Annotated in this window: 26 protein-coding genes; 16 read left to right on the forward strand and 10 right to left on the reverse strand. The window is 72.8% G+C overall.

The genetic code is table 11. The features are described from left to right. The first annotated feature begins 23 nt into the window (after positions 1–23). From hemC to hemB, 3 genes are all read left to right on the forward strand, one after another. A complete protein-coding gene (gene hemC, locus ACIQ87_RS14100) occupies positions 24–1,031 on the forward strand; it encodes a hydroxymethylbilane synthase (protein WP_402405847.1) in 1,008 nt (335 codons plus the stop codon). Further along, the gene (locus ACIQ87_RS14105) at positions 1,028–2,677 is read left to right on the forward strand and encodes a uroporphyrinogen-III synthase (protein ID WP_392867697.1); all 1,650 of its coding nucleotides are present in this window, start codon (positions 1,028–1,030) and stop codon (positions 2,675–2,677) included. The genes hemC and ACIQ87_RS14105 overlap by 4 nt, the downstream gene beginning before the upstream one ends. A gap of 68 nt (positions 2,678–2,745) precedes the next feature. Then, the gene (gene hemB, locus ACIQ87_RS14110) at positions 2,746–3,726 is read left to right on the forward strand and encodes a porphobilinogen synthase (RefSeq protein WP_402405849.1); all 981 of its coding nucleotides are present in this window, start codon (positions 2,746–2,748) and stop codon (positions 3,724–3,726) included. 67 nt (positions 3,727–3,793) lie between these two features. Here hemB and ACIQ87_RS14115 read toward each other — a convergent pair whose 3' ends face one another. From ACIQ87_RS14115 to ACIQ87_RS14125, 3 genes are all read right to left on the reverse strand, one after another. Next, a complete protein-coding gene (locus ACIQ87_RS14115; RefSeq protein WP_402405851.1) occupies positions 3,794–4,063 on the reverse strand; it encodes a hypothetical protein in 270 nt (89 codons plus the stop codon). 212 nt (positions 4,064–4,275) lie between these two features. Next, positions 4,276–4,620: a rodlet layer protein gene (locus ACIQ87_RS14120; protein WP_402405852.1), complete on the reverse strand. Its 345-nt coding sequence runs from the start codon at positions 4,618–4,620 to the stop codon at positions 4,276–4,278. An 86-nt stretch (positions 4,621–4,706) separates the two neighbouring features. Further along, entirely contained in the window at positions 4,707–5,051 is a 345-nt protein-coding gene (locus ACIQ87_RS14125; RefSeq protein ID WP_392867685.1) for a rodlet layer protein, read from the reverse strand. Between the two features lie 298 nt (positions 5,052–5,349). Here ACIQ87_RS14125 and ACIQ87_RS14130 point away from each other — a divergent pair, with 298 nt between their 5' ends. Then, a complete protein-coding gene (locus ACIQ87_RS14130; protein ID WP_402405854.1) occupies positions 5,350–6,015 on the forward strand; it encodes a hypothetical protein in 666 nt (221 codons plus the stop codon). 73 nt (positions 6,016–6,088) lie between these two features. Here the strand turns inward: ACIQ87_RS14130 and ACIQ87_RS14135 are convergent, their stop codons facing one another. The 3 genes from ACIQ87_RS14135 to ACIQ87_RS14145 all read right to left on the reverse strand — a co-directional run bounded on the left by ACIQ87_RS14135 (position 6,089) and on the right by ACIQ87_RS14145 (position 7,202). Beyond that, positions 6,089–6,475 carry a hypothetical protein gene (locus ACIQ87_RS14135; protein ID WP_402405856.1) on the reverse strand — a complete coding sequence of 129 codons (387 nt, stop codon included), beginning with the start codon at positions 6,473–6,475 and terminating at the stop codon, positions 6,089–6,091. Positions 6,476–6,579: 104 nt separating this feature from the next. Further along, positions 6,580–6,849 (reverse strand): chaplin, encoded by a 270-nt coding sequence (locus ACIQ87_RS14140; RefSeq protein ID WP_402405858.1) that lies wholly within the window; start codon positions 6,847–6,849, stop codon positions 6,580–6,582. A gap of 110 nt (positions 6,850–6,959) precedes the next feature. Beyond that, positions 6,960–7,202: a chaplin gene (locus ACIQ87_RS14145; protein ID WP_402405860.1), complete on the reverse strand. Its 243-nt coding sequence runs from the start codon at positions 7,200–7,202 to the stop codon at positions 6,960–6,962. A gap of 494 nt (positions 7,203–7,696) precedes the next feature. Here ACIQ87_RS14145 and ACIQ87_RS14150 point away from each other — a divergent pair, with 494 nt between their 5' ends. The 4 genes from ACIQ87_RS14150 (at position 7,697) to ACIQ87_RS14165 (ending at position 11,875) form a co-directional block, all read left to right on the forward strand. Continuing rightward, positions 7,697–7,936 (forward strand): chaplin, encoded by a 240-nt coding sequence (locus tag ACIQ87_RS14150; RefSeq protein ID WP_402405862.1) that lies wholly within the window; start codon positions 7,697–7,699, stop codon positions 7,934–7,936. Between the two features lie 242 nt (positions 7,937–8,178). Continuing rightward, a complete protein-coding gene (locus tag ACIQ87_RS14155; RefSeq protein WP_402405864.1) occupies positions 8,179–9,852 on the forward strand; it encodes an RICIN domain-containing protein in 1,674 nt (557 codons plus the stop codon). A 175-nt stretch (positions 9,853–10,027) separates the two neighbouring features. Further along, entirely contained in the window at positions 10,028–11,320 is a 1,293-nt protein-coding gene (locus ACIQ87_RS14160) for a glycosyltransferase family 39 protein (protein ID WP_402405866.1), read from the forward strand. 63 nt (positions 11,321–11,383) lie between these two features. Continuing rightward, on the forward strand, positions 11,384–11,875 hold the full coding sequence (locus tag ACIQ87_RS14165) for a MarR family winged helix-turn-helix transcriptional regulator (RefSeq protein ID WP_402405868.1): 492 nt from the start codon (positions 11,384–11,386) through the stop codon (positions 11,873–11,875). Between the two features lie 92 nt (positions 11,876–11,967). Here the strand turns inward: ACIQ87_RS14165 and ACIQ87_RS14170 are convergent, their stop codons facing one another. Beyond that, positions 11,968–12,609 carry a hypothetical protein gene (locus tag ACIQ87_RS14170; protein ID WP_402405870.1) on the reverse strand — a complete coding sequence of 214 codons (642 nt, stop codon included), beginning with the start codon at positions 12,607–12,609 and terminating at the stop codon, positions 11,968–11,970. Between the two features lie 292 nt (positions 12,610–12,901). Between ACIQ87_RS14170 and hemL the strand changes: the two genes are divergently transcribed. The 7 genes from hemL (at position 12,902) to ACIQ87_RS14205 (ending at position 19,915) form a co-directional block, all read left to right on the forward strand. Continuing rightward, a complete protein-coding gene (gene hemL, locus ACIQ87_RS14175; RefSeq protein ID WP_402405871.1) occupies positions 12,902–14,230 on the forward strand; it encodes a glutamate-1-semialdehyde 2,1-aminomutase in 1,329 nt (442 codons plus the stop codon). A 73-nt stretch (positions 14,231–14,303) separates the two neighbouring features. Continuing rightward, the gene (locus ACIQ87_RS14180) at positions 14,304–14,954 is read left to right on the forward strand and encodes a histidine phosphatase family protein (RefSeq protein ID WP_402406113.1); all 651 of its coding nucleotides are present in this window, start codon (positions 14,304–14,306) and stop codon (positions 14,952–14,954) included. A gap of 142 nt (positions 14,955–15,096) precedes the next feature. Next, entirely contained in the window at positions 15,097–15,714 is a 618-nt protein-coding gene (locus ACIQ87_RS14185; protein ID WP_402405873.1) for a TlpA family protein disulfide reductase, read from the forward strand. A 2-nt stretch (positions 15,715–15,716) separates the two neighbouring features. After that, entirely contained in the window at positions 15,717–16,487 is a 771-nt protein-coding gene (locus ACIQ87_RS14190) for a cytochrome c biogenesis protein CcdA (RefSeq protein WP_359902907.1), read from the forward strand. Positions 16,488–16,489: 2 nt separating this feature from the next. Further along, a complete protein-coding gene (locus ACIQ87_RS14195) occupies positions 16,490–18,241 on the forward strand; it encodes a cytochrome c biogenesis protein ResB (RefSeq protein WP_402405875.1) in 1,752 nt (583 codons plus the stop codon). A gap of 3 nt (positions 18,242–18,244) precedes the next feature. Next, a complete protein-coding gene (ccsB, locus tag ACIQ87_RS14200) occupies positions 18,245–19,387 on the forward strand; it encodes a c-type cytochrome biogenesis protein CcsB (protein ID WP_402405877.1) in 1,143 nt (380 codons plus the stop codon). A 123-nt stretch (positions 19,388–19,510) separates the two neighbouring features. Continuing rightward, on the forward strand, positions 19,511–19,915 hold the full coding sequence (locus tag ACIQ87_RS14205) for a hypothetical protein (RefSeq protein ID WP_402405878.1): 405 nt from the start codon (positions 19,511–19,513) through the stop codon (positions 19,913–19,915). A 6-nt stretch (positions 19,916–19,921) separates the two neighbouring features. Here ACIQ87_RS14205 and ACIQ87_RS14210 read toward each other — a convergent pair whose 3' ends face one another. Beyond that, positions 19,922–21,034, reverse strand: a complete 1,113-nt coding sequence (locus ACIQ87_RS14210; protein WP_402405880.1) for a ScbA/BarX family gamma-butyrolactone biosynthesis protein — start codon at positions 21,032–21,034, stop codon at positions 19,922–19,924. A gap of 359 nt (positions 21,035–21,393) precedes the next feature. Between ACIQ87_RS14210 and ACIQ87_RS14215 the strand changes: the two genes are divergently transcribed. Next, a complete protein-coding gene (locus ACIQ87_RS14215; RefSeq protein WP_402405882.1) occupies positions 21,394–22,035 on the forward strand; it encodes a ScbR family autoregulator-binding transcription factor in 642 nt (213 codons plus the stop codon). A 73-nt stretch (positions 22,036–22,108) separates the two neighbouring features. On the opposite strand, the gene ACIQ87_RS14220 is transcribed toward ACIQ87_RS14215, so the two are convergent. Both ACIQ87_RS14220 and ACIQ87_RS14225 read right to left on the reverse strand, forming a co-directional pair. Continuing rightward, a complete protein-coding gene (locus ACIQ87_RS14220) occupies positions 22,109–22,720 on the reverse strand; it encodes a ScbR family autoregulator-binding transcription factor (protein WP_402405884.1) in 612 nt (203 codons plus the stop codon). Positions 22,721–22,939: 219 nt separating this feature from the next. Further along, positions 22,940–23,149, reverse strand: a complete 210-nt coding sequence (locus ACIQ87_RS14225; protein WP_402405885.1) for an acyl-CoA carboxylase epsilon subunit — start codon at positions 23,147–23,149, stop codon at positions 22,940–22,942. Between the last annotated feature and the right edge of the window lie 82 nt (positions 23,150–23,231).

Below are 23,231 nucleotides of genomic sequence, written 5' to 3' on the forward strand. Positions count from 1 at the left end.
AGTACCACCGGGACGATCACCTCATGAATGGTCAACCGATCACGGAGCAGCCCTCGGCCACCGCGGCCCTGCGGCTCGGCACCCGGCGCAGCGCCCTCGCCATGGCGCAGTCGGGCATGGTGGCCCGCGAGGTGACCAGGGTCACCGGGCGCCCCGTCGAGCTGGTCGAGATCACCACCTACGGCGACACCTCCCGGGAGTCGCTGGCGCAGATCGGCGGCACCGGGGTGTTCGTCTCCGCGCTGCGCGACGCGCTGCTGGAGGGCCGGATCGACTTCGCCGTGCACTCGCTCAAGGACCTGCCCACCGCCGCCCCCGAGGGCCTGGCGCTGGCCGCCGTCCCCGAGCGGGAGGACGTCCGGGACGCCCTGGTCGCGGTCGAGGGCCTGGCCCTGGACGAGCTGGTGGAGAAGCTGGCCGGCGCCGGCCGTCCGGCCCGGATCGGCACCGGTTCGCCCCGCCGGATGGCGCAGCTGAACGCCTGGGCCGCCGCCCGCGGCGCCCAGCTGGAGACCGTCGCGATCCGCGGCAACGTGGACACCCGGATCGGCTTCGTGACCAACGGCGAGCTGGACGCGGTGGTGCTGGCCACGGCCGGCCTGAACCGGCTCGGCCGCAGCGCCGAGATATCCCAGCACCTCGACACCGAGGTGATGATCCCGGCTCCCGGCCAGGGCGCGCTCGCGATCGAGTGCACCGTCGCCGACACCGAGCTGACCGCCGCGCTCGCGGCGCTGGACCACGCCCCCACCCGGGTCGCCGTGGCCGCCGAGCGCGCCCTGCTGGCCACCCTGGAGGCCGGCTGCTCGGCACCGGTGGCCGCGCTGGCCACCTGGGGCCGGGAGAACGAACTGCGGCTGGACGGCGTGGTCGGCGACCCCGACGGAACCGCCCTGCTGAAGATGTCCGCCAACGGTCCGATCGTCCTCGACGAGAACGCCGAGCAGCAGGCGGCGGCCCTCGGCCGCGCGCTGGCTGACCGGCTGCTCGCCGCGGGCGCGGCCGCCCTGATGGGGGAGCGAGCCCGATGAGCCCCACCGCCGCCACCGACGCCCTGTTCCCGGCGGGACAGCCCGCCACCGGACGGTGCACCTTCCTGGGCGCGGGCCCCGGGGACCCGGGCCTGCTGACCCTGCGCGCGGTCGAGGTGCTGTCCACCGCCGACGTGCTGGTCGCGGACCCGCTGACCGCCGCCGCCGTGCGCAGCCACTGTCCGGCCGGCGTGCTGGTGCACGCCCCGGTCGCCGAGGGCGCCGACTTCGACCTGGCCAAGCTGGTCGCCGAGGCCGTCCGCTCCGGCAAGCACGTGGTCCGCACCGTCGACGGCGACCCCGGCCTGGACGGCTGCGCCGCCGAGGAGATGCTCAGCTGCGCGGGCGACGGGATCCCGTTCGAGGTGATCCCGGGCGTCGCCCAGTCCGTCGGTGTCCCGGCGTACGCGGGCGTCCCGCTGCGGGCCGGCTCCGGCACCGACGTGCGCTTCGTGGACGGCGCCGCGCTGCTGGCCGGCGGCCCGGTGGACCTGGGGGTGCCGGAGACCACCCTGGTGGTCCGCACCACCCTGGGCCAGCTGCCCGCCACCGCCGCGGCCCTGGTCGCGGGCGGCCGCAAGCCGGAGTCGGCGCTGAGCGCCACGCTCTCCGGCACCACCACCCGCCAGCGGACCTTCACCTCCACGCTGTCCGGCATCGCGGCCGACCTGAAGGCCGCCCGGGTGCTGCCCTCGCCGGTCTCCGCCCCGGTCGACCCGGCCACCTCGGTGATAGCCGTGGTGGGCGAGCAGGTCGCCCACCGGGCCTCGCACTCGTGGTTCGAGACCAAGCCGCTGTTCGGCTGGAACGTCCTCGTGCCGCGCACCAAGGAGCAGGCCACCGGCCTGTCGGAGCAGCTGCGCTCGTACGGCGCGGTGCCGCAGGAGGTGCCGACCATCGCGGTCGAGCCGCCGCGCACCCCGCAGCAGATGGAGCGGGCCATCAAGGGCCTGGTCACCGGTCGCTACGAGTGGATCGCGTTCACCTCGGTGAACGCGGTGCGCGCCGTCCGGGAGAAGTTCGAGGAGTACGGCCTGGACGCCCGCGCGTTCGCCGGGATCAAGGTCGCGGCGGTCGGCGAGACCACCGCGCAGGCGCTGGTGGACTTCGGCGTGAAGCCGGACCTGGTGCCCTCCGGCGAGCAGTCCGCGGCCGGCCTGCTGGAGGACTGGCCGCCGTACGACCCGGTCTTCGACCCGATCGACCGGGTGCTGCTGCCGCGCGCCGACATCGCCACCGAGACCCTGGTGGCCGGCCTGGTCGAGCTGGGCTGGGAGGTCGACGACGTGACGGCGTACCGGACGGTGCGCGCCTCGCCGCCGCCGGCCGAGACCCGCGAGGCGATCAAGGGCGGCGGCTTCGACGCGGTGCTGTTCACCTCGTCCTCGACCGTCCGGAACCTGGTCGGCATCGCGGGCAAGCCGCACAACGTCACCGTCATCGCCTGCATCGGCCCGGCCACCGCCAAGACCGCCGAGGAGCACGGCCTGCGGGTCGACGTGATGGCCCCGGCGCCGTCGGCGGCCGCGCTGGCCCAGGCGCTGGCAGACTTCGGGGCCAAGCGGCGCGACACCGCGACGGCCGCCGGTGAGCCGGTCTACCGGCCCAGCGAGCGCCGTCCCGGCTCCCGCCGCAAGGCCCGCTGACACCCCTCACGGCCGGGGGCGGCCGACCGTCGCCCCCGGTACTGCACAACCGTTCGGAGAGAGAAGCCGTGTCCGCTGAATTCCCGTACGTACGCCCGCGCCGACTGCGACAGAGCCCGGCGATGCGCCGCCTGGTGGCCGAGACCCGGCTGCACCCGGCGGAGCTGATCCTGCCGCTGTTCGTCCGCGAGGGCGTCAGCGAGCCCGTCCCGGTGACCTCGATGCCGGGCGTGGTCCAGCACACCCGCGACACCCTGCGCAAGGCCGCGGTGGACGCGGCCGAGGCGGGTCTGGGCGGCCTCATGCTGTTCGGCGTCCCCGAGGTGCAGGACGCGATCGGCAGCGAGGGCACCAACCCGGACGGCATCCTCCAGCAGGCGATCCGGGACGTGGTCTCCGAGGTCGGCGACTCCCTGGTGGTCATGTCGGACCTCTGCCTGGACGAGTACACCGACCACGGCCACTGCGGCGTGCTGGCCGCCGACGGCAGCGTCGACAACGACGCCACCCTGGAGCGCTACGCCGAGATGGCCCGGGTACAGGCCGACGCCGGCGTCCACCTGGTCGGCCCGTCCGGCATGATGGACGGCCAGATCGCCGTGATCCGCCGGGCGCTGGACGAGGCCGGGCACCAGGACGTGGGCATCCTCGCCTACACCGCCAAGTACGCCTCGGCCTTCTACGGCCCGTTCCGCGAGGCCGTCGGCTCCTCGCTCAAGGGCGACCGCAAGACGTACCAGCAGGACCCGGCCAACGCCCGCGAGTCGCTGCGCGAGCTGGCGCAGGACCTCGCCGAGGGCGCGGACATGGTGATGGTCAAGCCGGCCATGGCCTACCTGGACGTCCTGCGCCAGGTCGCCGACGCCTCCCCGGTGCCGGTCTCCGCGTACCAGGTGTCCGGGGAGTACGCGATGGTCGAGGCGGCCGCCGCGAACGGCTGGATCGACCGGGAGCGGATGATCATGGAGACGCTCACCTCGATCCGCCGCGCGGGCGCCGAGCAGATCCTCACCTACTGGGCCCTCGAAGCCGCCGCGATGCTGAAGTAGCGGACCCCGTACGCCGGAAGGCCGGGCCGCTCCCGTCGGGGAGCGGCCCGGCCTTCCGGGTCTCCGGCTAGATGCCGACGTCGCCGGCGTGGGCGAAGCCGACGCCGCCGCCGACCAGGTCGGTCGCGGTGGCGGCGCCGCCACCGAAGCCGCCGGCGGCGGTGTCCCCGGCGTGGGCGAGACCGAAGCCCTCCCCGGCCAGGAACGGCTGGTCGGCGGACGCGACGATCTCGCCGCCACCGGCGACGCCGACGTGGGCGAAGGCCGGGGTGGCGGCACCCGCGAGCGCCAGAGCGGCGGCGGCGGTCAGGGCGGCCTTGGCCAGCTTGCTCTTCATGGAACTGCCCTCTCTCTCGGAGCGCCCCCGCGGGGCGCTCTGACACGTGATCACATCCGGCGTCCCGGTCCGGCGCCCCGTGCGCCGGTCCGGACCGCCGCTCACCCGTCCGGACCGCGCTGCCGCGGCCGGCCGGACACTTCGTCCGCACAGCCCGGAGGGCCCGGGGAGATGTTCCTCCCCGGGCCCTCCGTCCGTGCCATGCCCCGTGATCAGCCGATCAGGTGCGAGACACCCGCGTCGCCCGAGGACTGGGTGTTCTGGCCCACGTCGCAGATCTGCTTCGGGGTGCTGTTCAGGATCGGCACCTCGACCGGGACCGCGACGCCGATGACGGCGACGGCGATGTTGTGGATCTCCGGCAGGCAGATGTTCGGGTTGTCCAGAACGTGGCTGTTCGGGCTGCCGTTGCCCGTGGTGCCGGTGTGGTTGGTGCCGCCGTTGCCCTGGACGGAGGTGGCGGCGCCGTCCGAGTCGACGATGGCGGAGGCCGAGCCCGCGGACATCGCGAGCGCGGCGGCGGCCAGGCCGGCCGCGGTGAGGGTCTTCTTGATCATTTCCGGTTTTCCTCTCGGGGTGAATCGGGGAGCGATTCGTGGGGTGGATCAGAGGGGTGGTACAGGGAGAGCAGAGCGGGGAGCCGTCAGCCGATCAGGTGGGACACGCCGCCGTCGCCCTGGCTCTGGGTGCCCTGGCCGATGGTGCAGTACTGCTTGCCACCGGTGTTGGCGACCGGGACCTCGACCGGGACTGCCACGCCGAGCACGCCGACGGCGATGTTGTGGATCTCCGGCAGGCAGATGTTCGGGTTGTCCAGGAAGTGGAAGTTCGGGCTGTTGTTGCCGACCGTGCCGGTGAAGTTGGTGCCGCCGTTGCCCTCGATCGAGGCGGCGGCGCCGTCCGCGTCACCGATGGCGTAGGCGGGCGCGGCGGCACCGGCCAGCGCGGCGACGGCCAGGCCGGCGGCGGCGAAGGACTTCTGGATCATGGCGAGATCCCTCTCTGAAATGCTCTTTGGATTCCGTGCGTACAACGCTGAGAACGCTCAGACCCGGTCTGCAGTCACTGACGTCCAGATCAAAGAACGACGGCACGGAAGGTTACGGGGATTCTTGAAAAGAGTCCCGGAGGCGCGGCGGCGACGGGAATCCGGTCGGATTATTAACCCGAACCGGTTAACCGGTGCAATCCGTGCTCCCACTCACTCGTTGAGCAGATCGCTTTCCGGCTGCGCCCCCGCAGCCCTTCCAGTGATCTCCAGTACGGACAGCAGAACGGTGAAAAGCATGAAGTTCTCCAAGCGGGCCGGCGCGATGCTGCTGGCGGTCGGTGCCGGTGTGCTCGCCTCCCAGGGAGCGGCTTCCGCCGCCGCCCCCGCCGCTCTCGACCAGGTCGGCGCGCTGGAGGACGCGCTGGCCACCCAGCAGGTCCCGGCGGAGGTCCCGCTCGCCCCGCTGGGCAGCCGCCTCACGGCCGGCATCCCGACCTCGCTGCTGATGCCGCCGGTGCCGGGCCCGACCACCAGCACCGGCGGCCAGCTGCTCCCGGAGCAGATCGTCCCCCAGCTGAGCACCGGCAAGGTCGGCCCGAGCGCCAACGCCGAGCTGCCGCTCCCGCTGGTCGACCAGAGCGCCGACCTCGGCAAGGTGCTGCTGGACGCCCCGGCCGCGCCGCTGCACGCCAAGACCCCCGGGCTCACCCTCGGCCAGCCGCTCGCCCTCGCCCGGGACGGCGCCGGACAGCTCGCCGACGGCCGGCTGAAGGTCGACGAGATCGATCCCCGCCTGATCGCCGGCGCGGTGCAGGTGGTCCCCGGGGCCAAGGCCAGCCTGGGCGGCGAGGACAGTCGGCTCTCCCTCACCGATGCGGCGGGCGCCCTGGCCGGGACCACCACCGTGATGACCGGCGGCGTGGTGGAGCAGACCGGCCTGACCGACCTCACCCGGTCCTAGCCCGCGGGCGTACGGGAGCCCGGCACCCCGACCGCGCGGCGGGATGCCGGGCTCCCGTACGCCCGGAGGGGGCTCAGCCCGGGAGGAGCCCGGTCAGCCCGCCGACCAGCGGGAGGTCCTTGACACCGCCGCCGGCGCTCAGCGGGCCGGTCAGCGTCCCGGTGCCGATCTCGGGCAGGCCCTGGTCCGGCTGGAGGGCCGCGCCGTTGTTGAGGAAGTCGGCCGCGGAGTTCGCCCACGGGTCCAGCCGCAGGCTCTTGATCGGCGCGATGCCGTAGCCGAGGCCGGTGGTCGTCCCGTTCAGGGCTTGGCCGACGTCGGTCTTGGTCAGCGTGGCCGGGCCGGGGGCCGCCTGGCCGGGCGCGGTGGCGGCCTGCGCCGTGCCGGCGCCGAGCAGCACCGCGGCACCCGCGGCGGCGGCCAGGGCGGCCGCGCTCTTCTTCGAAACCATCGTGATCACCCTTCGGTGGATCGGGGAGCCCGGACGGCTGTCCGGGGATGCCGAACTGCCCCCCGGCCGGCTGGTCGGGGGGCAGAACGGCCGGAACGCGTGCCGATCGGGGATCAGCAGTCGTCGTCGGCGGGCGGCGGCAGCTCCACGTTGGCGCAGGTGTTGCCGAAGGCCGGGTTCAGCAGGCCGACGATGTTGATGCTGTTGCCGCACAGGTTGATCGGGACGTCGAGCGGCACCTGGATCTGGTTGCCGGAGATGACGCCGGGGGAGCCGGCGGCGACGCCCTCGGCCGTCGAGTTGGCGGCGGCGGAGCCGGCCACGCCCAGCACCAGGCCGGCGGCGGCGGCGGAGAGGGCGGCGGCCTTCTTCATGTTCTGCATGGGGGTTGATCTCCTCGATCACACACGGGGGGAGCGTGCCGGGCCCCGGCGCTGCGGGGCGCGGAACGGGCTCGGGTGAATCAGCTGTCGCCGGTGCGGCGACCGCGGGTTCAGCCGATGTTGGCGCACTCGTTGCCGAACGCCGGGTTCAGCAGGCCGATGATGTTGATGCTGTTGCCGCACAGGTTGATCGGCAGGTGGACCGGGACCTGGATCTGGTTGCCCGAGAGCACACCCGGGGAGCCGGCGGCGACGCCCTCGGCACCCGAGCTGGCGAACGCGCCACCGGCGGCACCGACCACCAGGCCGCTGGCGGCCAGCGACAGGGCGGCGGCCTTCTTGAGGTTACGCATGTCATTCCTCCGATTTCTGCCCGACGGAATGGAAATGTCGGGAGCCGGGCGAGCACGAATACTCGCCCGCTGACTTCAGGGATTGCCGTGATTGTCACTCGGTCGGCGCACGCCGGCGTGTTCCGCCCATGGCTCGGGCGTCGCTGCGGCTGCCGGGTCGCATTGCCAGTCGGAACGATTCCCGCACGGCCGGGAAAGGCTCGGACGAAGGCGCGACCAGGCGGAATTCCGGTCAGGTGTTCCGGCACGGGTTGCCGGACACCGGGTTTGGGAGGCCCGCCGCGTGGGGGCCGTGGAGACCGGGTTCCGTCAGGGAGAACGAGACGCCGCCCGAGGGGAAACGGTCCGATCCGTCCATCACCCGAATGCCGCTGCCGTCGACGTGATTGCGCCGGATGGGTGACAGTGCGGGGCCCGTCGCAACCGGTCTGGTGGGGTCTCGTTCTTGATGTCGCACTCCCCGTGCATATCTGTCGAACAGTCAGGAGGCTCGTATGAGCATCAAGAAGACCGCCGCCGTCGGCGCGGCCGTGGTGGGCATCGTGGCCACCGGCGCCGGTACCGCGATGGCCAGCTCCGGCGCGCAGGGTGTCGCCGCCGGTTCCCCCGGTGTCGTCTCTGGCAACCAGATCCAGATCCCGGTCCACCTGCCGGTCAACCTGTGCGGCAACACCATCGACGTCATCGGCCTGCTGAACCCGGCCTTCGGCAACAAGTGCGCCAACGTGGGCTGAGCCCGCACCCGGTTCGGCCGGGCGAGCCGCCGTTCCGCGCCTCCCTCCTGGGGCGCGGGGCGGCGGCTCTTCGTTTGCCCGCGCGTCCGTCGGCCCGTCAGTTCCCGGCGGTGTCGCGAGTCTTGTTGTGTTACTTGTCAGTTCCTAGAATGCGAGACCTGCTCACCTTTCCTGCTCCTCTCTTGCTCCGCACCGCTCGGCTCCCCGCCAGGGCGGTCCCCCACCCCCGCAAGGAGTCGCGTGTGACCAGGTCCCCACTGTCGGCGGCGCGGCGAACGCGCACGGGCGCGTCCCGGTGCGCCGCGCTGCTCGCCACCGGAGCCCTCCTCGCCACCCTCGGCCTGGCCGGCGCCCCCGCCGCCCTCGCCGACCCCGCCCCGGCCGCGCCCGCGGCCACCCGTCCGGCCGCGATCGTCGCCCTCGGCGACAGCGCCATCTCCGGGGAGGGCGCCGGCACCGACACCAACGACGGCTACTTCCCGGAGACGGACAGCCCCACCAACTACTGCCACCGCCACCCCAAGTCGGAGATCTTCGTCACCGACATCCCCGGGGTCACCCCGATCGACCTCGCCTGCTCCGGCGCCCAGACCGGCGACCTGGTCAGCGACCCGGAGCTGGCCAAGATCACCGGCCAGGGCAGCGGCGACTTCGGCGAGCCCAAGCAGGACGTCAAGCTGGCCGACACGGCGGCGAAGTACGACGTCAAGATGGTCGTCGTCACCATCGGCGCCAACGACGACTTCGACTTCAGCGGCATCATGATGCACTGCCTGGCGCAGTACTTCCCGATCCCCAAGGACCAGGGCTGCCGGGACACCATCGGCAGTGACGAGATCCGCCGGCGCGCCAAGGGCGTCCAGCCCAAGGTGATCGCGGCGCTCCAGAACATCCGTCAGACCATGCGCAGGGCCGGCTACGCCGACTCCTCGTACCAGCTGGTCTACCAGTCGTACTTCAACCCGATCACCCCGGACATCCGGCGCAACGACTACGTCGGCAAGGTCGCCGACGGCTGCCCGGCCTTCCCCGAGGACCTCGCCTGGGGCCACAACTGGGTGGTGCCGACCCTCAGCGACGCGCTGCGCGGCGCGGCCGAGCAGGTGCCCGGCGTCCGCTACCTGGACCAGCGGCGGGTCGCCTTCGGGCACGAGGTCTGCGCGGAGTGGACGAGCTCCCCGTACGAGTACACCAACGGGGACGTCATCAACCTCTCCGAGTGGGTGCGCAACGGCTGCGACTCCCAGATCGGCATCCCCGGGCTGTGCATGAACATGGTCCGCCAGTCGTACCACCTGCGGGTGGCCGGCTACCGCGGTGAGGGCGTCTGCCTCGGCCAGTTCTACTCCCGGCCCGAGCTGGCGCAGGCGTACTGCACGCTCAACCAGCAGAACACCACCTCGATCCAGCCGCTCAGCCCCGGAAAGCCGTTCGGCGACGTCCCCGAGGACGGCTCCTGGTACCAGCTGACCAACGCGGCCACCGGCAACGCGCTCGACCTCACCGGCGGCGGCAGCTACGGCGACTCCACCAACGGGCGGGCCGCGATCAGCTACCCGGCCACCGGCGGGCTCAACCAGTCCTTCGTCCTGGAGGCCAAGGCCGGCGGCAGCTACGAGGTCGACTTCAGCGGCAACCGCGACATGTGCCTGGACGCCAACGCTGCCTCCACCGCCCCCGGCACCCGGATCCAGCAGTGGGGCTGCAACGGCGGCGGCAACCAGCGCTGGGTGTTCAAGCCGGCCGGCGACGGCCGCTACAAGATCGCCGACTCCCAGGACCAGAGCAGGGTCCTGGCCGTCGGCAGCAGCCTCGACGCCAAGGGCAACCCCTACGTCGAGCTCGCCACCGACACCGGTGCCGCCGGCCAGCTCTGGCAGCTGACCAAGCTCGGCATCGTCTACGTCCACGGCTGATCCACCCCGGATCCTCCGGCCGCCGCCGTCCCCGCCCGGGGCGGCGGCGGCCCCGTTCCCGCCCGGGCCGGGGCTCCAGGGGGTTCCCGGTTCGGAGGCGTGCCGTAGGCTCACGGGAATATCGTTGCGCCGGAGCCGCGCGGACCACGAGCGGGGCGGGGAGTACCCAGACCAGATGAGCACGGCATCGAGCACCGAGTCGTCCAGCACCCAGCCCGACGTGCCCGGGACGGCGCCCGAGACGGCGCGCGCGGAGGCCTCCGAGGAGCGCGCGGGCCGGGCGCCCGGGCGGTTCGGGGCGCTGGTGGACCGCTTCGGGCCCGCGCTGGGCGCGTACGCGGTGGTCAAGGCCATCGGCCTGACCGTCTTCATGCTGCTGCTCTCGCACACCGGCGACTACCTGAAGAAGCAGCCGGGCCGCGGCGGCGGCGCCAACGCCTGGGACGTGCTGGGCACCTGGGACGGCGTCTGGTACCAGCGGATCGCCGAGAACGGGTACGACCCGCAGCTGATCCCGCTGCACGGCTTCCCGCTGGCCAGCTACTACGAGAACTCCGCCGCCTTCTTCCCGCTCTACCCCTGGCTGATGCGGCTGGTCGGAGCCGTCACCGGGCTCGGCCCGTACGGCTCCGGGATCGTGGTCTCGGTGCTCGCCTCGCTGGTCGCCGCGGCCGGGATCTTCGCGGTCGCCGAGCGGCTCGGCGGCTACCGGGCGGGCGTGATCGCCGCGGTGCTCTGGGGCCTGTTCCCGGGGTCCGGCGTGGAGTGGGCGGTCTACTCGGACTCGCTGTTCGTGGCGCTGTCCGCCTGGGCCTGCTACTGCGTGATGACCCGCCGCTGGCTCGCGGCCGGTCTGCTGGCGCTGGTGGCGGGCCTCAACCGGCCGACCGCCGCCGCGCTGATCGCCGCCGTCTCGATCGCCGCGCTGGTCGCGCTGGTCCGCCGCACCGACGGGGTGGCCCGCCCGCTGACCGCGATGCTGATCACCCCCTGGGGCCTGATCGGCTACATCGCCTGGGTCGGCTGGCGGATGGGCGACTGGGGCGGCTACTTCAAGCTCCAGCAGGGCGCCTGGAACCGCTACTTCGACGGTGGCGCCTCCACCCTGCGCACGATCATGGACGTGATCACCGGTCACTGGACCTTCTGGCAGTCCAACCCCGTCCCCGACCTGATCGCGATCGCCCTGCTGATGGCCCTGCCCGGGCTGCTGGTGCTGCTCTGGCGCACCCGGCCGCCGCTGGTGCTGTGGGTCTACACCGCGCTCACCATCGCCACCGCGCTGAGCAGCAACCAGATCTTCGGCAACATCTCGCGCTACCTGCTGCCCGCCTTCCCGCTCTGCATCGGCCTGGCGGTGGCGCTGCGTCGGGTGCGGACCTCCTCGCTGGCCGGGCTGCTGGCGATGCCGGTCCTCGCGGCGGGCTGGTACGCCGGGTATGCGCTGTTCGAGTTGGGCATCCCGTAGACCCGGCGTTGGTTGGCAACGGGATCATCCGGCAGCAGACGGGCCGTTGCTAACCTCGGACGCATGACGACGACCCCGCCGCCCGTGCGCCAGATCCGCGACATCTCCGGGCTGATGGACCACGCGAGCCACGTGCTGGCCACCCGGATGGCGGCCGCCTTCACCGAGCTCGGGATCACCCCGCGCGCCTACTGCGTGCTGTTCCACGCGCGGGAGGCCGAGCGCACCCAGATCCAGCTGGCCGAGCTGGCGGACCTGGACAAGACGACCATGGTGGTCACCGTCGACGAGCTGGAGAAGGCGGGCCTGGCCGAGCGCCGCCCCTCCGCGACCGACCGGCGGGCCCGGATCGTGTCCGTCACCGAGGAGGGCGAGCGGGCCGTGGCGCGGGGCACCGCGATCGCCGACCGGGTGCACCGCGAGCTGCTGGAGTCACTGCCGGCCTCCGAGCGCGAGGTGTTCGTCTCGGCCCTGGCCCACCTGGTGGACGGCCACCTCGCGGAGCCGGTCGAGGTCGAGCGCACCGTCCGCCGTGCCCGCCGTGCCCGGGGGTAGGCCCCGGCCGGGGCCTACCGGGCGTCAGAACTGGCGAGCGGTCAACTCGCTTGTCCCCGACCCGTGTTCGAGCAGTGGGTCGAGGCGGGGCGTCAGGGCCAGACCAGGCAGTACAGCTGGTGCCCGGCCTCGTGCAGCCGGTTGGCGAAGTCCTGCCACTCGTGCAGCATGCTGTAGATCACGAAGGCGTCCCGCGGCCCGCGCCGGTCCGGCACGGTGGACCAGATGAAGGCGGCGGCGCCGAGTTCGGTCTCGTCGGCCTTGCGCAGCGGTTCGACGACGTTGTGGGGGAGCTGGACGACGGCGTAGTCGGGGTGCAGGACGACCAGCTCCAGCGGCGGCACCTGGTGCAGCGGGACGCCCTGGATGCCGGTGAGCACCATGGCGCTCATCGTCTCCGGCTTGATCTTGGTGGAGAGGTGGCCGGTGGGGGAGCCGCTGGTCTCCATCAGGTCGCCGAGCCGCCCCAGCGCGCCGAGTTCGCCGGCGTCCAGGCCGAGTCCGCCCGGGCCGAGGGCGGTGGGAACCCTGGCGGCGGTCGCGCGGTCCGGGGCTCCGAAGTACTTGTAGGTCACCCCCACGCGTCCCTCACTCCGCCTCTCACCCCCGCGCCGACCACGACCCGTACCCGCTCCCGTACCCGCTCCCGTACCCCCGCGTGCGGCCTCGGCGGGCCGTCGGGAGCCCCCCGCGGCCTCGTCGTAGCCGTCCTGCGCCTCGGACACTCGGACCATCCTCACCGGAATTCGCCGGAATCGACAGACCCCCGCACATCCGGCGCCCACCGGACGTGCTCCTTACCCGTCATGCGCCGCCGTACCCATTCGCGGTACGCGGCAGTCCTCTCCACACCCCTGCGCACAAACCGGAGCCCCTGCGCACTCTGTGTACACAGTCTGACTGGTCCCCGGTCCGGTGCAGTCAGCGGCCCCTGCTGTACGGACAACCGTACAGACAACGGTGCCCGGATCATCGTTCCAGATGATCGGGTCGGACATGCAGAGCGTGAGGACACGATTTGAGACCATGTCTTTTGTGAGCTACCCCTACGAAGCCCCCCAGTCCCAGTCGCTGTTCGACCGCGCCTCCGTGGTGACGCCCGGCGGCGTCAACTCCCCGGTGCGCGCCTTCCGCGCGGTCGGCGGCACGCCGCGCTTCATGGTGTCCGGCACCGGCCCCTACCTCACCGACGCCGACGGCCGCGAGTACGTCGACCTGGTGTGCTCGTGGGGTCCGATGATCCTCGGCCACGCGCACCCCGCGGTGATCGACGCCGTCCGGCAGGCCGTCTCCAAGGGCACCTCCTTCGGCACCCCCGGCCAGGGTGAGGTCGAGCTGGCCGAGGAGATCGTCGCCCGGGTCGCCCCGGTCGAGCAGGTCCGGCTGGTCTCCTCCGGTACCGAGGCCACCATGTCCGCGATCCGGCTGGCCCGCGGCTTCACCGGCCGGGCGAAGGTGGTCAAGTTCGCCGGCTGCTACCACGGTCACGTGGACGCGCTGCTGGCCGCCGCCGGTTCCGGCGTCGCCACCTTCGGACTGCCGGACACCCCGGGCGTCACCGGCGCCCAGGCCGGCGACACCATCGTGCTGCCCTACAACGACCTCGCCGCCGTCGAGCGGGCCTTCGCCGCCCACCCGGGCGAGATCGCCTGCGTGATCACCGAGGCCTCGCCCGGCAACATGGGCGTCGTCCCGCCGCTGCCCGGATTCAACGGCGGCCTGGCCCGGCTCTGCCGGGAGAACGGCGCGCTGTTCATCTCCGACGAGGTGATGACCGGCTTCCGCGTCTCCAAGGCCGGCTGGTACGGCCTGGAGGCGGCGAACGAGGGCTGGGCGCCGGACCTGCTGACCTTCGGCAAGGTCATGGGCGGCGGCTTCCCGGCCGCGGCCTTCGGCGGGCGCGCCGACGTGATGGCGCACCTGGCCCCGGCCGGCCCGGTCTACCAGGCGGGCACCCTGTCCGGGAACCCGATCGCCACCGCGGCCGGCCTGGCCCAGCTGCGCGGCTGCACCGACGAGGTGTACGCGACGGTGGACAAGGTCGCCGCCGAGGTCTCCGGCCTGGTCGCCGACGCGCTCACCAAGGAGGGCGTGGCGCACCGGCTGCAGACCGCCGGGAACATGTTCTCGGTGTTCTTCACCGAGGCCGCCGTCACCGACTACGACGAGGCGAAGACCCAGGAGGCGTACCGTTTCACCGCCTTCTTCCACGCCATGCTGGCCGAGGGCGTCTACCTGCCGCCGTCCGCCTTCGAGTCCTGGTTCGTCTCGGCGTCCCACGACGAGCGGGCGATCGAGCGGATCGCCGCCGCCCTGCCGGCCGCCGCGCGCGCCGCTGCCGCCGCCACGGCCTGACCGCCGCGGCCCGTACCCGATTTCCAGGAGTAGTCGAGAAGTGAGCGCCAAAGAGATCACCGTCGTCCACGTGATGCGGCACGGCGAGGTGCACAACCCGGAGGGCGTCCTGTACGGGCGCCTGCCGGACTACCACCTGTCCGAGCTGGGCCGGAAGATGGCCGAGCGGGTCGCCGAGGACCTGGCCGACCGGGACGTCACCCACGTGGTGGCCTCCCCGCTGGAGCGGGCCCAGGAGACCGCCGCGCCGATCGCCGAGGCGCACGGCCTGGCCGTCGCGGCGGACGAGCGGCTGATCGAGGCGGAGAACGTCTTCGAGGGCAAGACCTTCGGGGTCGGCGACGGTTCGCTGCGGAACCCGGGCTACTGGAAGTACCTCACCAACCCGTTCAAGCCCTCCTGGGGCGAGCCGTACCTCGACCAGGTGGTGCGGATGATGGGCGCGCTCGGCGCCGCCCGGGACGCCGCCCGCGGGCACGAGGCGGTCTGCGTCAGCCACCAGCTGCCGATCTGGATCCTGCGCTCCTTCGTCGAGCGCCGCCGGCTGTGGCACGACCCGCGCAACCGGCAGTGCTCGCTGGCCTCGCTGACCAGCTTCACCTTCGAGGACGACAGGATCGTCTCGGTCGGCTACCGCGAGCCGGCCCGCGACCTGCTGCCCGCGCACCTGGTGGGCAAGGGCCGCAAGGGCGACAAGCCGGTGGGCAAGAGCTTCGGCGCCTAGCCTCCGTAAACGGCGCGTAAGTATGACTTCGGGTCACCCGGCGAACGCCGGGTGACCCGATTTCGTCGCAGGTCAGAGGGGGTGCGACGCGCAAGGCAGGACCCCGGCGAACCCGCCCGGAACTCCATGCGAAACTTTTCACATGTCTGCCATGACGCGCCCCCGTCCCCGTGTCGCCGCAGCAGCCGCCGCCACCGTCGCCGCCGCTGCGCTCGCCCTCACCGGCTGTACCTCCTCGGGCTCGTCGGGCAGCGGCGAGGGCCAGGTCGGCTTCGTCACGGTCAAGGGCACCAACCTGTCGAAGGCGGAGGCGGGCAAGCGCGGGGACGCGCCGGACATCACCGGGGAGACCCTGGAGGGCACCGCGGCCAAGCTCTCCGACTACCGGGGCAAGGTCGTCGTGCTGAACGTCTGGGGTTCCTGGTGCGGCCCGTGCCGGGCCGAGGCCAAGAGCCTCCAGGCCGTCTCGGAGAAGTACAAGGACCAGGGCGTCCAGTTCCTCGGCATCAACACCCGGGACACCGAGAAGCAGAACGCCCTCCGCTTCGAGCAGGAGCAGGGCGTCACCTACCCGAGCCTGTTCGACCCGGCCGGCACCCAGCTGCTCAAGTTCCCCAAGGGCAGCCTCAACCCCCAGTCCATCCCGACCACCCTGGTCGTCGACCGGGACGGCAAGCTGGCCGCCCGCGCCGTCGGCGGCACCACCGAGGACGCGCTGGAGTCGATCCTCCAGCCGGTGGTCGCGGAGCAGAAGCAGTGAGCCTGCCGCCGCTGCACCTCGCCGACGCCACCTCGACCGTCCAGAGCGGCGCGCTGCTGGCCGCCGCCCCGGTCGCGCTGGTGGCGGGCCTGGCGTCGTTCTTCTCGCCGTGCGTGCTGCCGCTGGTCCCGGGCTACCTGTCGTACGTGACCGGCTTCTCCGCCGCCGACCTCGCGGACGCCCGCGGCTCGCGGCGCGGCCGGATGCTGCTCGGCGTCGTGCTGTTCATCCTCGGCTTCACCGCGGTGTTCGTCTCCACCGGTGCCCTGTTTGGCTACTTCGGCCAGGAGCTCCAGGACTACAAGCGGATCATCAGCATCGTGCTGGGCTCGCTCACCGTGGTGATGGGCCTGGCGTTCATGGGCCTGGTGCCCGGGCTGAGCATGCGCGAGGTCCGCTCGCACCGCCGTCCGGCCGTCGGCCTGCTGGGCGCCCCGATGCTCGGAGTGGTCTTCGGCGTCGGCTGGACCCCGTGCATGGGCCCGACCCTGACCGCCGTCCAGAACCTGGCCCTCAACCAGGCCGACGCCCAGCGTGGCGCGCTGCTGACCACCTTCTACTGCCTGGGCCTCGGCGTACCGTTCATCCTGGCCGCCGTGGCGTTCCGCCGGGCGCTGGGCGCCTTCGGCTGGGTCAAGCGGCACTACCCGCTCGTCATGAGGATCGGCGGCGGCATGCTCGTCGCGGTCGGTCTGCTGCTCGTCACCGGGATCTGGGACTCGATGATGAGCCAGCTGCAGTCCTGGACCGCCGACTTCCAGATCGGAATCTGACCGTGAGCAACACCACGACCGAGACCGAGCAGCCCCCGGCGCCGGACGACAGCGCCGCCGAGCGGCTCAGCACCGCACCGGTCGAGTCCGAGGGCCCGACCGGCATAGGGGCGTTCGGCTGGGCGCGCTGGATGTGGCGCCAGCTGACCTCGATGAGGGTCGCCCTGATCCTGCTCTTCCTGCTGTCGCTGGCCGCCATCCCCGGCTCGCTGATCCCGCAGAACGGGCAGAACCAGTTCAAGGTGCAGACCTGGAAGGCGCAGCACACCACCGTCGCGCCGATCTACGAGAAGCTCCAGCTGTTCGACGTCTACAGCTCGGTCTGGTTCTCCGCGATCTACATCCTGCTGTTCGTCTCGCTGGCCGGCTGCATCGTCCCGCGCACCTGGCAGTTCGTCGGCGTGCTGCGCGCCCAGCCGCCGGCCGCCCCGCGCAACCTGACCCGGATGCCGGTGCACGCGGCCTGGCGCACCTCGGCGGACGCCGACAAGGTGAACGCCGCCGCGCACCGGCTGCTGCGCAAGCGCGGCTTCCGCGCCCACCTGTCCGGTGGCGCGGTGTCCGCCGAGAAGGGGTACCTGCGCGAGGTCGGCAACCTGCTGTTCCACCTGTCGCTGTTCGCGCTGCTCGGCGGCTTCGCCTGGTCCAGCCTGGCCGCCGGTACCGGCGGCAAGCTGATGATCGAGGGCGAGGGCTACTCCAACACCATCACCCAGCTCGACGACTTCACCGGCACCCGCTTCTACGGCAGCCAGGACCTCGACCCCTTCTACCTGAAGCTGAACGGCTTCACCTCGAGGTTCCAGGAGAAGGGCGACCAGATCGGCGCCGCCCGGCAGTTCACCGCGAACGTCGAGTACTACGAGGGCGGCGACGAGTCGAAGCTGAAGAAGTCGACCATCGAGGTCAACCACCCGCTGGAGGTCGGCGGCAGCAAGGTCTACCTGATCGGCCACGGCTACGCCCCGTTCGTCACGGTCAAGAACGGCAAGGGCGAGGTCGTCTACCAGGGCGCCGTCCCGTTCCTGCCGCAGGACGGCAACCTGACCTCCACCGGCGTCGTGAAGGTCTCCGACTACGGTGCGGGCCCCGACGGCAACAAGACCCAGATGGGCTTCTCCGGCTTCTTCCTGCCGACCGCCCCGCTGAGCTTCGAGGGCACCGGCCCGGTCTCGCTCTTCCCCGGCGACGCCGCCCCCGAGCTGGTGCTGAACGCCTTCGCGGGCGACCTCGGCACCGACTCCGGCCTGCCGCAGAACGTCTACCAGCTCAACACCCGCAAGCTCACCCAGCTGATCCAGGACGGCCAGCCGGCCAAGGCCAGGCTCAAGCCCGGCCAGGTCTGGGGGCTGCCCGACGGCTACGGCTCGGTGACCTTCGAGGGCTACAAGCAGTGGGCCAGCTTCAACATCACGCACCGCCCGGGCAACGAGATCGCCCTGGCCGGCGGCGTGCTCGCGATCCTCGGCCTGATCGGCTCGCTGTTCATCCAGCGCCGCCGGATCTGGGTGCGGGCGGTCGCCCTGCCCGGCGGCGGCACCCAGGTGGAGCTGGCCGGCCTGGCCCGCAGCGAGTCGGCGAAGATCGCCGAGGAGCTGGCGGAGCTCGCGGTCGACCTCCAGGACGACGCCCCGGCCTCCGAGGCCGAGGACGACGCCACCGAAACGGACGTACCCGAGGAGCCCGGGGAGCCCACCGCCCCGAAGGCGTCCCCGGACCCCGCAGCCCCTGCCGACCAGAACTCCAAGGAGTAGACGGTGCAACTCGCCTCGGCGGTCGACCCACAGTTGGCCGACCTCTCGAACAAACTGATCTATTCGGCGATGGTGGTCTACACCCTCGCCATGTTCGCCCACATGATCGAGTGGACCTTCGGCAGCAGGGGCGGCGTCGCCGTCCGCTCGAAGGAGCAGGCGGGCAGCCTCGCCGAGACCGTCGCCGCGGCCGAGCAGCAGGCCACGGACAAGGCCGCGAAGAAGGTCACGGTCACCGTGGCGGAAGCCGGCGGCGGCACCACCACGCTCACCCGCACCGCGGTCGCGGGCGAGGGCGCGACGGTGGTCACCAGCGGGCGCGGCGCCGACGAGGTGGACGGCCCGGGCGCGGCCGGCACCAACGAGAAGGCCGACCTGGCCGGCCGGATCGCCATCTCGCTCACCGTGCTCGCGGCCCTGCTGCACGTGGGCGGGATCGTCACCCGCGGCCTGTCGGTCTCCCGCTGGCCGTGGGGCAACATGTACGAGTTCTCGTGCGCGTTCGCCTTCGCCATGACGGCGGCGTACCTGGTGCTGCTGGCCGCGAAGAAGAACGTCCGCTGGCTCGGCCTGCCGGTCGTCCTCGCGGGGCTGCTGACCCTCGGCATCGCCACCACGGTGCTGTACACGGACTCCGAGCAGCTCGTCCCGGCGCTGCACTCACCGTGGCTGGCGATCCACGTCTCCACCGCGATCTTCTGCGGCGGCGCCTTCTACGCGGCGTTCATCGCGACGCTGCTGTACCTCGGCAAGGACTCCTTCGACAAGCGCATGGCGGCCGGCCTCACCACCGGCCCGCTGGGCACCTCGGCCTCGATCTGGCGCCGGCTGCCCGCCGCGTCCACCTTCGACAAGCTGTCCTACCGGATCAACGCCCTGGTCTTCCCGCTGTGGACCTTCACCATCATCGCGGGCGCGATCTGGGCCGAGGCCGCCTGGGGCAAGTACTGGGAGTGGGACCCGAAGGAGACCTGGTCGTTCATCACCTGGGTCGCCTACGCCTGCTACCTGCACGCCCGTGCGACGGCCGGCTGGAAGGGCCGCAAGGCCGCCTACCTGGCGCTGGCGGCGTTCGCCTGCTGGCTCTTCAACTACTACGGCGTGAACATCTTCGTCACCGGAAAGCACTCCTACGCGGGGATCTGACCGGGGCACACGATCACCCACCGGCCCGGCTCTCTCCCACAGGTAGCCGGGCCGAGGTGCGACAGGGGTAGTGCGTGCCGGCCGCCGGTCGGCGCGAGAGGGAATTGAGGAGGAAATCGCGCAATGGAGTGCGACGAGGTCATGCTGACCGTCCGAATCACCGCCGCCGAGCGCATGCTGCTCCGCAGGCTCGCCCAGGGACACCGGAGCGACGTGTCCGAGGTGGTGTCCGACGCGCTGCTGGACATCATCCCCACGCTCAGCGCGCCGGGGGACGCCTACCGGCTGCTGGGGGCGCTGGTGGTGCCCGCGCCGTGCGCCCTGACGGTCTGGCTGCCGACCCCGCTGGCCGACCTGCTGGTGCCCGGCGCGGCCCGGATCGCCCAGATCACCGATGTCCGGGTCGAGTCCGCCAGCGCCGCCCTGGGCGCGGCGCTGCGGCTCTGGCTGGCCCAGGACCCGGTCCGGCTGGCGACCAACCTCAGCGTGATGCACGCGGGCCGGCCGGCCGCCCTGATGGCCGCCTGACGGGGGTCAGCTCGCGAGCGGCAGCCGGGCGCCGTCGAGGTCCGGCGTGGCGGGGCGGCCCTCGCAGGCGTCCCGCCGGGCCGGCGCCGTCGGACTCTCGGCCGGCCCGTCGAACGGCGCGGTGAGCAGCACGCACTCGGCCGCCGTCCGGCCGTCCTGGACCAGCAGGACCCGTACCGGCAGCCGTCCGCCCGCCCCGGTCGCCCCGGAGGCCGGCTCGGGGACGGCCCGGACGAAGCAGGGCCGGTCCAGTTCGATGCAGTGCTCGAAGGAGGTCACCAACTCGACCGGCACCACCGGCTCGGGGTGGCGCAGCCGCTGGGCGGCCTGCCGGGCGGCCTCCACCACCAGCATCTCGGGCACGTGGTCCAACTCGTGGTCGAACAGCACCGGGTGGGTGGCGTCGGCCCGGAGCAGCCAGGTGTCCGGGGCGACGGTCGGGCTCAGCACCACGTCCGCGGGCTGGGCGCGGCCGACCAGCTGGGGCGCGGCCGGCGCCGGCTGCCGCGGCGGGGCGGCGCGCCGTTCGGGGCCGCGCAGCCGGGCGTACGAGGCGGGGGAGAGCACCCGCAGGCGGCCGCTGCCGTGGCCGACCGGCCGGCCGTCCCGGGTGACGTCGACGCTCACCCGCAGCGAGGCCAGTTCGCCGTGCCGGATCCGGACGTCCTCGCAGCCGACGGCCAGCATCAGCGAGGCGGGTCCGGCGTTGACGGCCAGGCCCGGCAGCCCGGGCCCGTCGAGCGCGTAGGAGAGGTCCTCCATCACGAAGTGGTGGCCGCGCGGCACCCCGAACCCGGCGTGGCCGATCAGCAGCCCCGCCTGCCGGATCGTTTCGGCCAGCAGTACCGGGTCGTGGTAGCGGTCCCCGGGCAGCCGGTAGAAGCCGTGCAGCCGGGGCCACTGGGCGCCGAGCAGGAAGTCGTACGGGCCGGTGGCCTGCCAGCCGGTGAGGAGGACCTCGGACACCGAGGCGCGGTGCACCAGGTGCCGGGAGACGGTCCGGTCGTGGAAGTCGTAGCCGGTCGCGGGGCCGTCGTGGAAGAGGTCGGAGCCGCCGCCGCTGCCCGGGCCGGGGTGGGCGCACGGGCCGAGCGGGTCCGGCTCTACGATCGATGGCATGACGCGCCCCCGCTTCAGGGTGTCGGTCGGAGCGGCCGCTACGGCCGTCCGAGCAAAACATACATACCACCCGGTTTGTGTTCGGCGACTGGGGGTGCCCGGGCCGCACTCGCCGGCCTGATCACGCTACCCGCCCCGTGGACTGGGGGAATGCCCGTTCGGAGCGTCTCGGACCATCGGTGGGGGCCCGTACCCGCTGGACGGCGGGGACGGCGAGCACGCTGCAGGCGCTAGATTAGATACCAACCATGCGGTTTCGGAAGATGCCGTCCGCATGCGAGCGCCGCTCCCGCGGGGGCCGCGCCGACAGCAGCCCGGGTGGGGCGGGGATCGCGCCCGGTCGAGTCCGGAGGGGGCCAGTGGTCAAGCAGGAACGGGCTGGGCGGACCCGGCAGGCCGTACTGCTCGCCGCCGCCGAGACCTTCGCGCGGGTGGGCTTCGAGGCCGCCAGCCTGGTCGACATCAGTCGCCGGGCCGGGGTGAGCAAGGGCGCCCTGTACTTCCACTTCGTCTCCAAGCAGGCGCTCGCCGACGGGGTGCGGCGCGCCTCCGGGCGGGAGGTCGGCTCGGCCGCGCTGAGCGCGCTGCGGGCCGACGGCCCGGCGCTCCAGGGCCTGATCGACTTCTCGCACGAGCTGGCCCGGCTGCTGCGCGAGGACGTGGTGGTGCGGGCCGGCGTCCGGCTGGGCCGCTCGGGCGCGCGCCGGGGCGGCGCCGAGGAGGGGGTGGACGGGTCCGCTCCGGTGGCCCCCGAGGTCGCCTGGCGCGGCCTCGCCGCCGTCGTCCACCGGCTGCTGGACCGCGCCGCGGACGCCGGGGAGCTGTGCCCCGGGGTGGACCGGCGGACCGCCGCCGAACTGCTCACCGCGGTGGCGGCGGGCCAGGTGCTGCTGGCGGGCGAGAAGGCCGGCCGGCCCGGGCCGGAGGACGTGAGCCGGCTCTGGACGGCCGCGCTGCCGGCCCTGGTGCCGGCGGAGCGGCGGGCGGGCTACCGGCTCTGACCGCCGGCTCCGGACCGCCGGCCCCGATCCCGCCGGGCAGCGCCGAGCGCCGCGAAGGCCCGCCCGGCGCCGCTCAGCCGCGCTCGGTGACGCTCAGCCGGGCGAGCGCGTGCGGCTGGACCAGGCCGGGCAGCAGCAGCGTCCAGAGGTCGGCCAGCCGCTGGATCAGGTCCTGCCGGTCGGCCAGCACCTGGGAGCTCAGCTGGATGCCGGTGACGGCCCCGGTGATCACCCCGGAGGCCGCGGTCACGTCGATCCCCGGGTGGAGCTCGCCGGCCTCCTGGGCGCCCGCCAGCAGCTCGCGGACCATGTCCATCCAGCCCTGGTAGGCCGCGAGCTGCGGCTGGGTGAAGCTGCCGTGCTCGATGGTCAGCCGGATGCTGCCGCGCACCAGCGGGTCGGTCTGGAGCGCCCGGGCGAAGGCGTACGCGAGGTCGATCAGGTTCTGCACCGGGCTGTCCGAGGCCGGTGTCCAGCCGGAGATGAAGATGCCCTGTCCCTCGATGACGGCGAGCGCCAGCTCCTCCTTGGAGCGGAAGTGGAAGTACAGCGCGCCCTTGGTGACGCCGGCGCGGTCCAGGATCTCGGACATGGTGGCGGCGGCGTAGCCCCGCTCGTCGAACACCTCGGCCGCCGCGACGAGTACCGCCTGGCGGGTCGCCAGCGCGCGGGCCTGCCTGGCCATCGCAGCCTCCCTGGAAAGTTCTGATCTCGGCAGCGGCCGATCCTACGGGGGCGGTCCCGGTGGCGGACGCGTACCGTCCAGTACGCATCCTACCGAGCCCGCCGCGGACCCCTCCGGCCCCGGCCTACCACGCGGTGGCGCCGCCGGTCCGGCCCGGGCGAACGCCGACGGCCGGCCACCCGGGTGGGGTGACCGGCCGTCGGCTCGGGCCGTGGGCCGTCAGGCGGCCTGCTGCCAGCTGAACGGCGAGTAGTACGCCGGGCGGCGCTCCAGGCGCTGCCAGCTGGCGATCGGCTCGATCGGCGCGGCGGCGGCGGCCTGCTGCGCGACGGCGGCGCGCGCGGCGAGGACGGCGGTCAGGGCGGCGAGTTCCTCGTCGGTGAGACTGCCGCGGACGATGCGGACGAGGGGTTCGGCGGAAGCGGTCATGTCCTGGTTTCTCCCCCGGTTGCTGTGGTCTGAGGTGGGTGCCGGTACGGAAGGCTGCGCTGCGTGTGCGGTGGTGTGCTCC

It is taken from the genome of Kitasatospora sp. NPDC096204, from assembly GCF_044763205.1.
Classification (GTDB): Bacteria; Actinomycetota; Actinomycetes; order Streptomycetales; family Streptomycetaceae; genus Kitasatospora.

Excerpts from the sequence above, each read along its gene's own strand:
- hemC (WP_402405847.1), top strand. The coding sequence starts at position 24 with ATGAATGGTCAACCGATCACGGAGCAGCCCTCGGCCACCGCGGCCCTG.
- ACIQ87_RS14105 (WP_392867697.1), top strand. The coding sequence starts at position 1,028 with ATGAGCCCCACCGCCGCCACCGACGCCCTGTTCCCGGCGGGACAGCCC.
- ACIQ87_RS14115 (WP_402405851.1), bottom strand. The coding sequence starts at position 4,063 with ATGAAGAGCAAGCTGGCCAAGGCCGCCCTGACCGCCGCCGCCGCTCTG.
- ACIQ87_RS14120 (WP_402405852.1), bottom strand. The coding sequence starts at position 4,620 with ATGATCAAGAAGACCCTCACCGCGGCCGGCCTGGCCGCCGCCGCGCTC.
- ACIQ87_RS14125 (WP_392867685.1), bottom strand. The coding sequence starts at position 5,051 with ATGATCCAGAAGTCCTTCGCCGCCGCCGGCCTGGCCGTCGCCGCGCTG.
- ACIQ87_RS14130 (WP_402405854.1), top strand. The coding sequence starts at position 5,350 with ATGAAGTTCTCCAAGCGGGCCGGCGCGATGCTGCTGGCGGTCGGTGCC.
- ACIQ87_RS14140 (WP_402405858.1), bottom strand. The coding sequence starts at position 6,849 with ATGCAGAACATGAAGAAGGCCGCCGCCCTCTCCGCCGCCGCCGCCGGC.
- ACIQ87_RS14145 (WP_402405860.1), bottom strand. The coding sequence starts at position 7,202 with ATGCGTAACCTCAAGAAGGCCGCCGCCCTGTCGCTGGCCGCCAGCGGC.
- ACIQ87_RS14150 (WP_402405862.1), top strand. The coding sequence starts at position 7,697 with ATGAGCATCAAGAAGACCGCCGCCGTCGGCGCGGCCGTGGTGGGCATC.
- ACIQ87_RS14160 (WP_402405866.1), top strand. The coding sequence starts at position 10,028 with ATGAGCACGGCATCGAGCACCGAGTCGTCCAGCACCCAGCCCGACGTG.
- ACIQ87_RS14165 (WP_402405868.1), top strand. The coding sequence starts at position 11,384 with ATGACGACGACCCCGCCGCCCGTGCGCCAGATCCGCGACATCTCCGGG.
- ACIQ87_RS14170 (WP_402405870.1), bottom strand. The coding sequence starts at position 12,609 with ATGGTCCGAGTGTCCGAGGCGCAGGACGGCTACGACGAGGCCGCGGGG.
- hemL (WP_402405871.1), top strand. The coding sequence starts at position 12,902 with ATGTCTTTTGTGAGCTACCCCTACGAAGCCCCCCAGTCCCAGTCGCTG.
- ACIQ87_RS14180 (WP_402406113.1), top strand. The coding sequence starts at position 14,304 with ATGCGGCACGGCGAGGTGCACAACCCGGAGGGCGTCCTGTACGGGCGC.
- ACIQ87_RS14185 (WP_402405873.1), top strand. The coding sequence starts at position 15,097 with ATGTCTGCCATGACGCGCCCCCGTCCCCGTGTCGCCGCAGCAGCCGCC.
- ACIQ87_RS14205 (WP_402405878.1), top strand. The coding sequence starts at position 19,511 with ATGGAGTGCGACGAGGTCATGCTGACCGTCCGAATCACCGCCGCCGAG.
- ACIQ87_RS14210 (WP_402405880.1), bottom strand. The coding sequence starts at position 21,034 with ATGCCATCGATCGTAGAGCCGGACCCGCTCGGCCCGTGCGCCCACCCC.
- ACIQ87_RS14220 (WP_402405884.1), bottom strand. The coding sequence starts at position 22,720 with ATGGCCAGGCAGGCCCGCGCGCTGGCGACCCGCCAGGCGGTACTCGTC.
- ACIQ87_RS14225 (WP_402405885.1), bottom strand. The coding sequence starts at position 23,149 with ATGACCGCTTCCGCCGAACCCCTCGTCCGCATCGTCCGCGGCAGTCTC.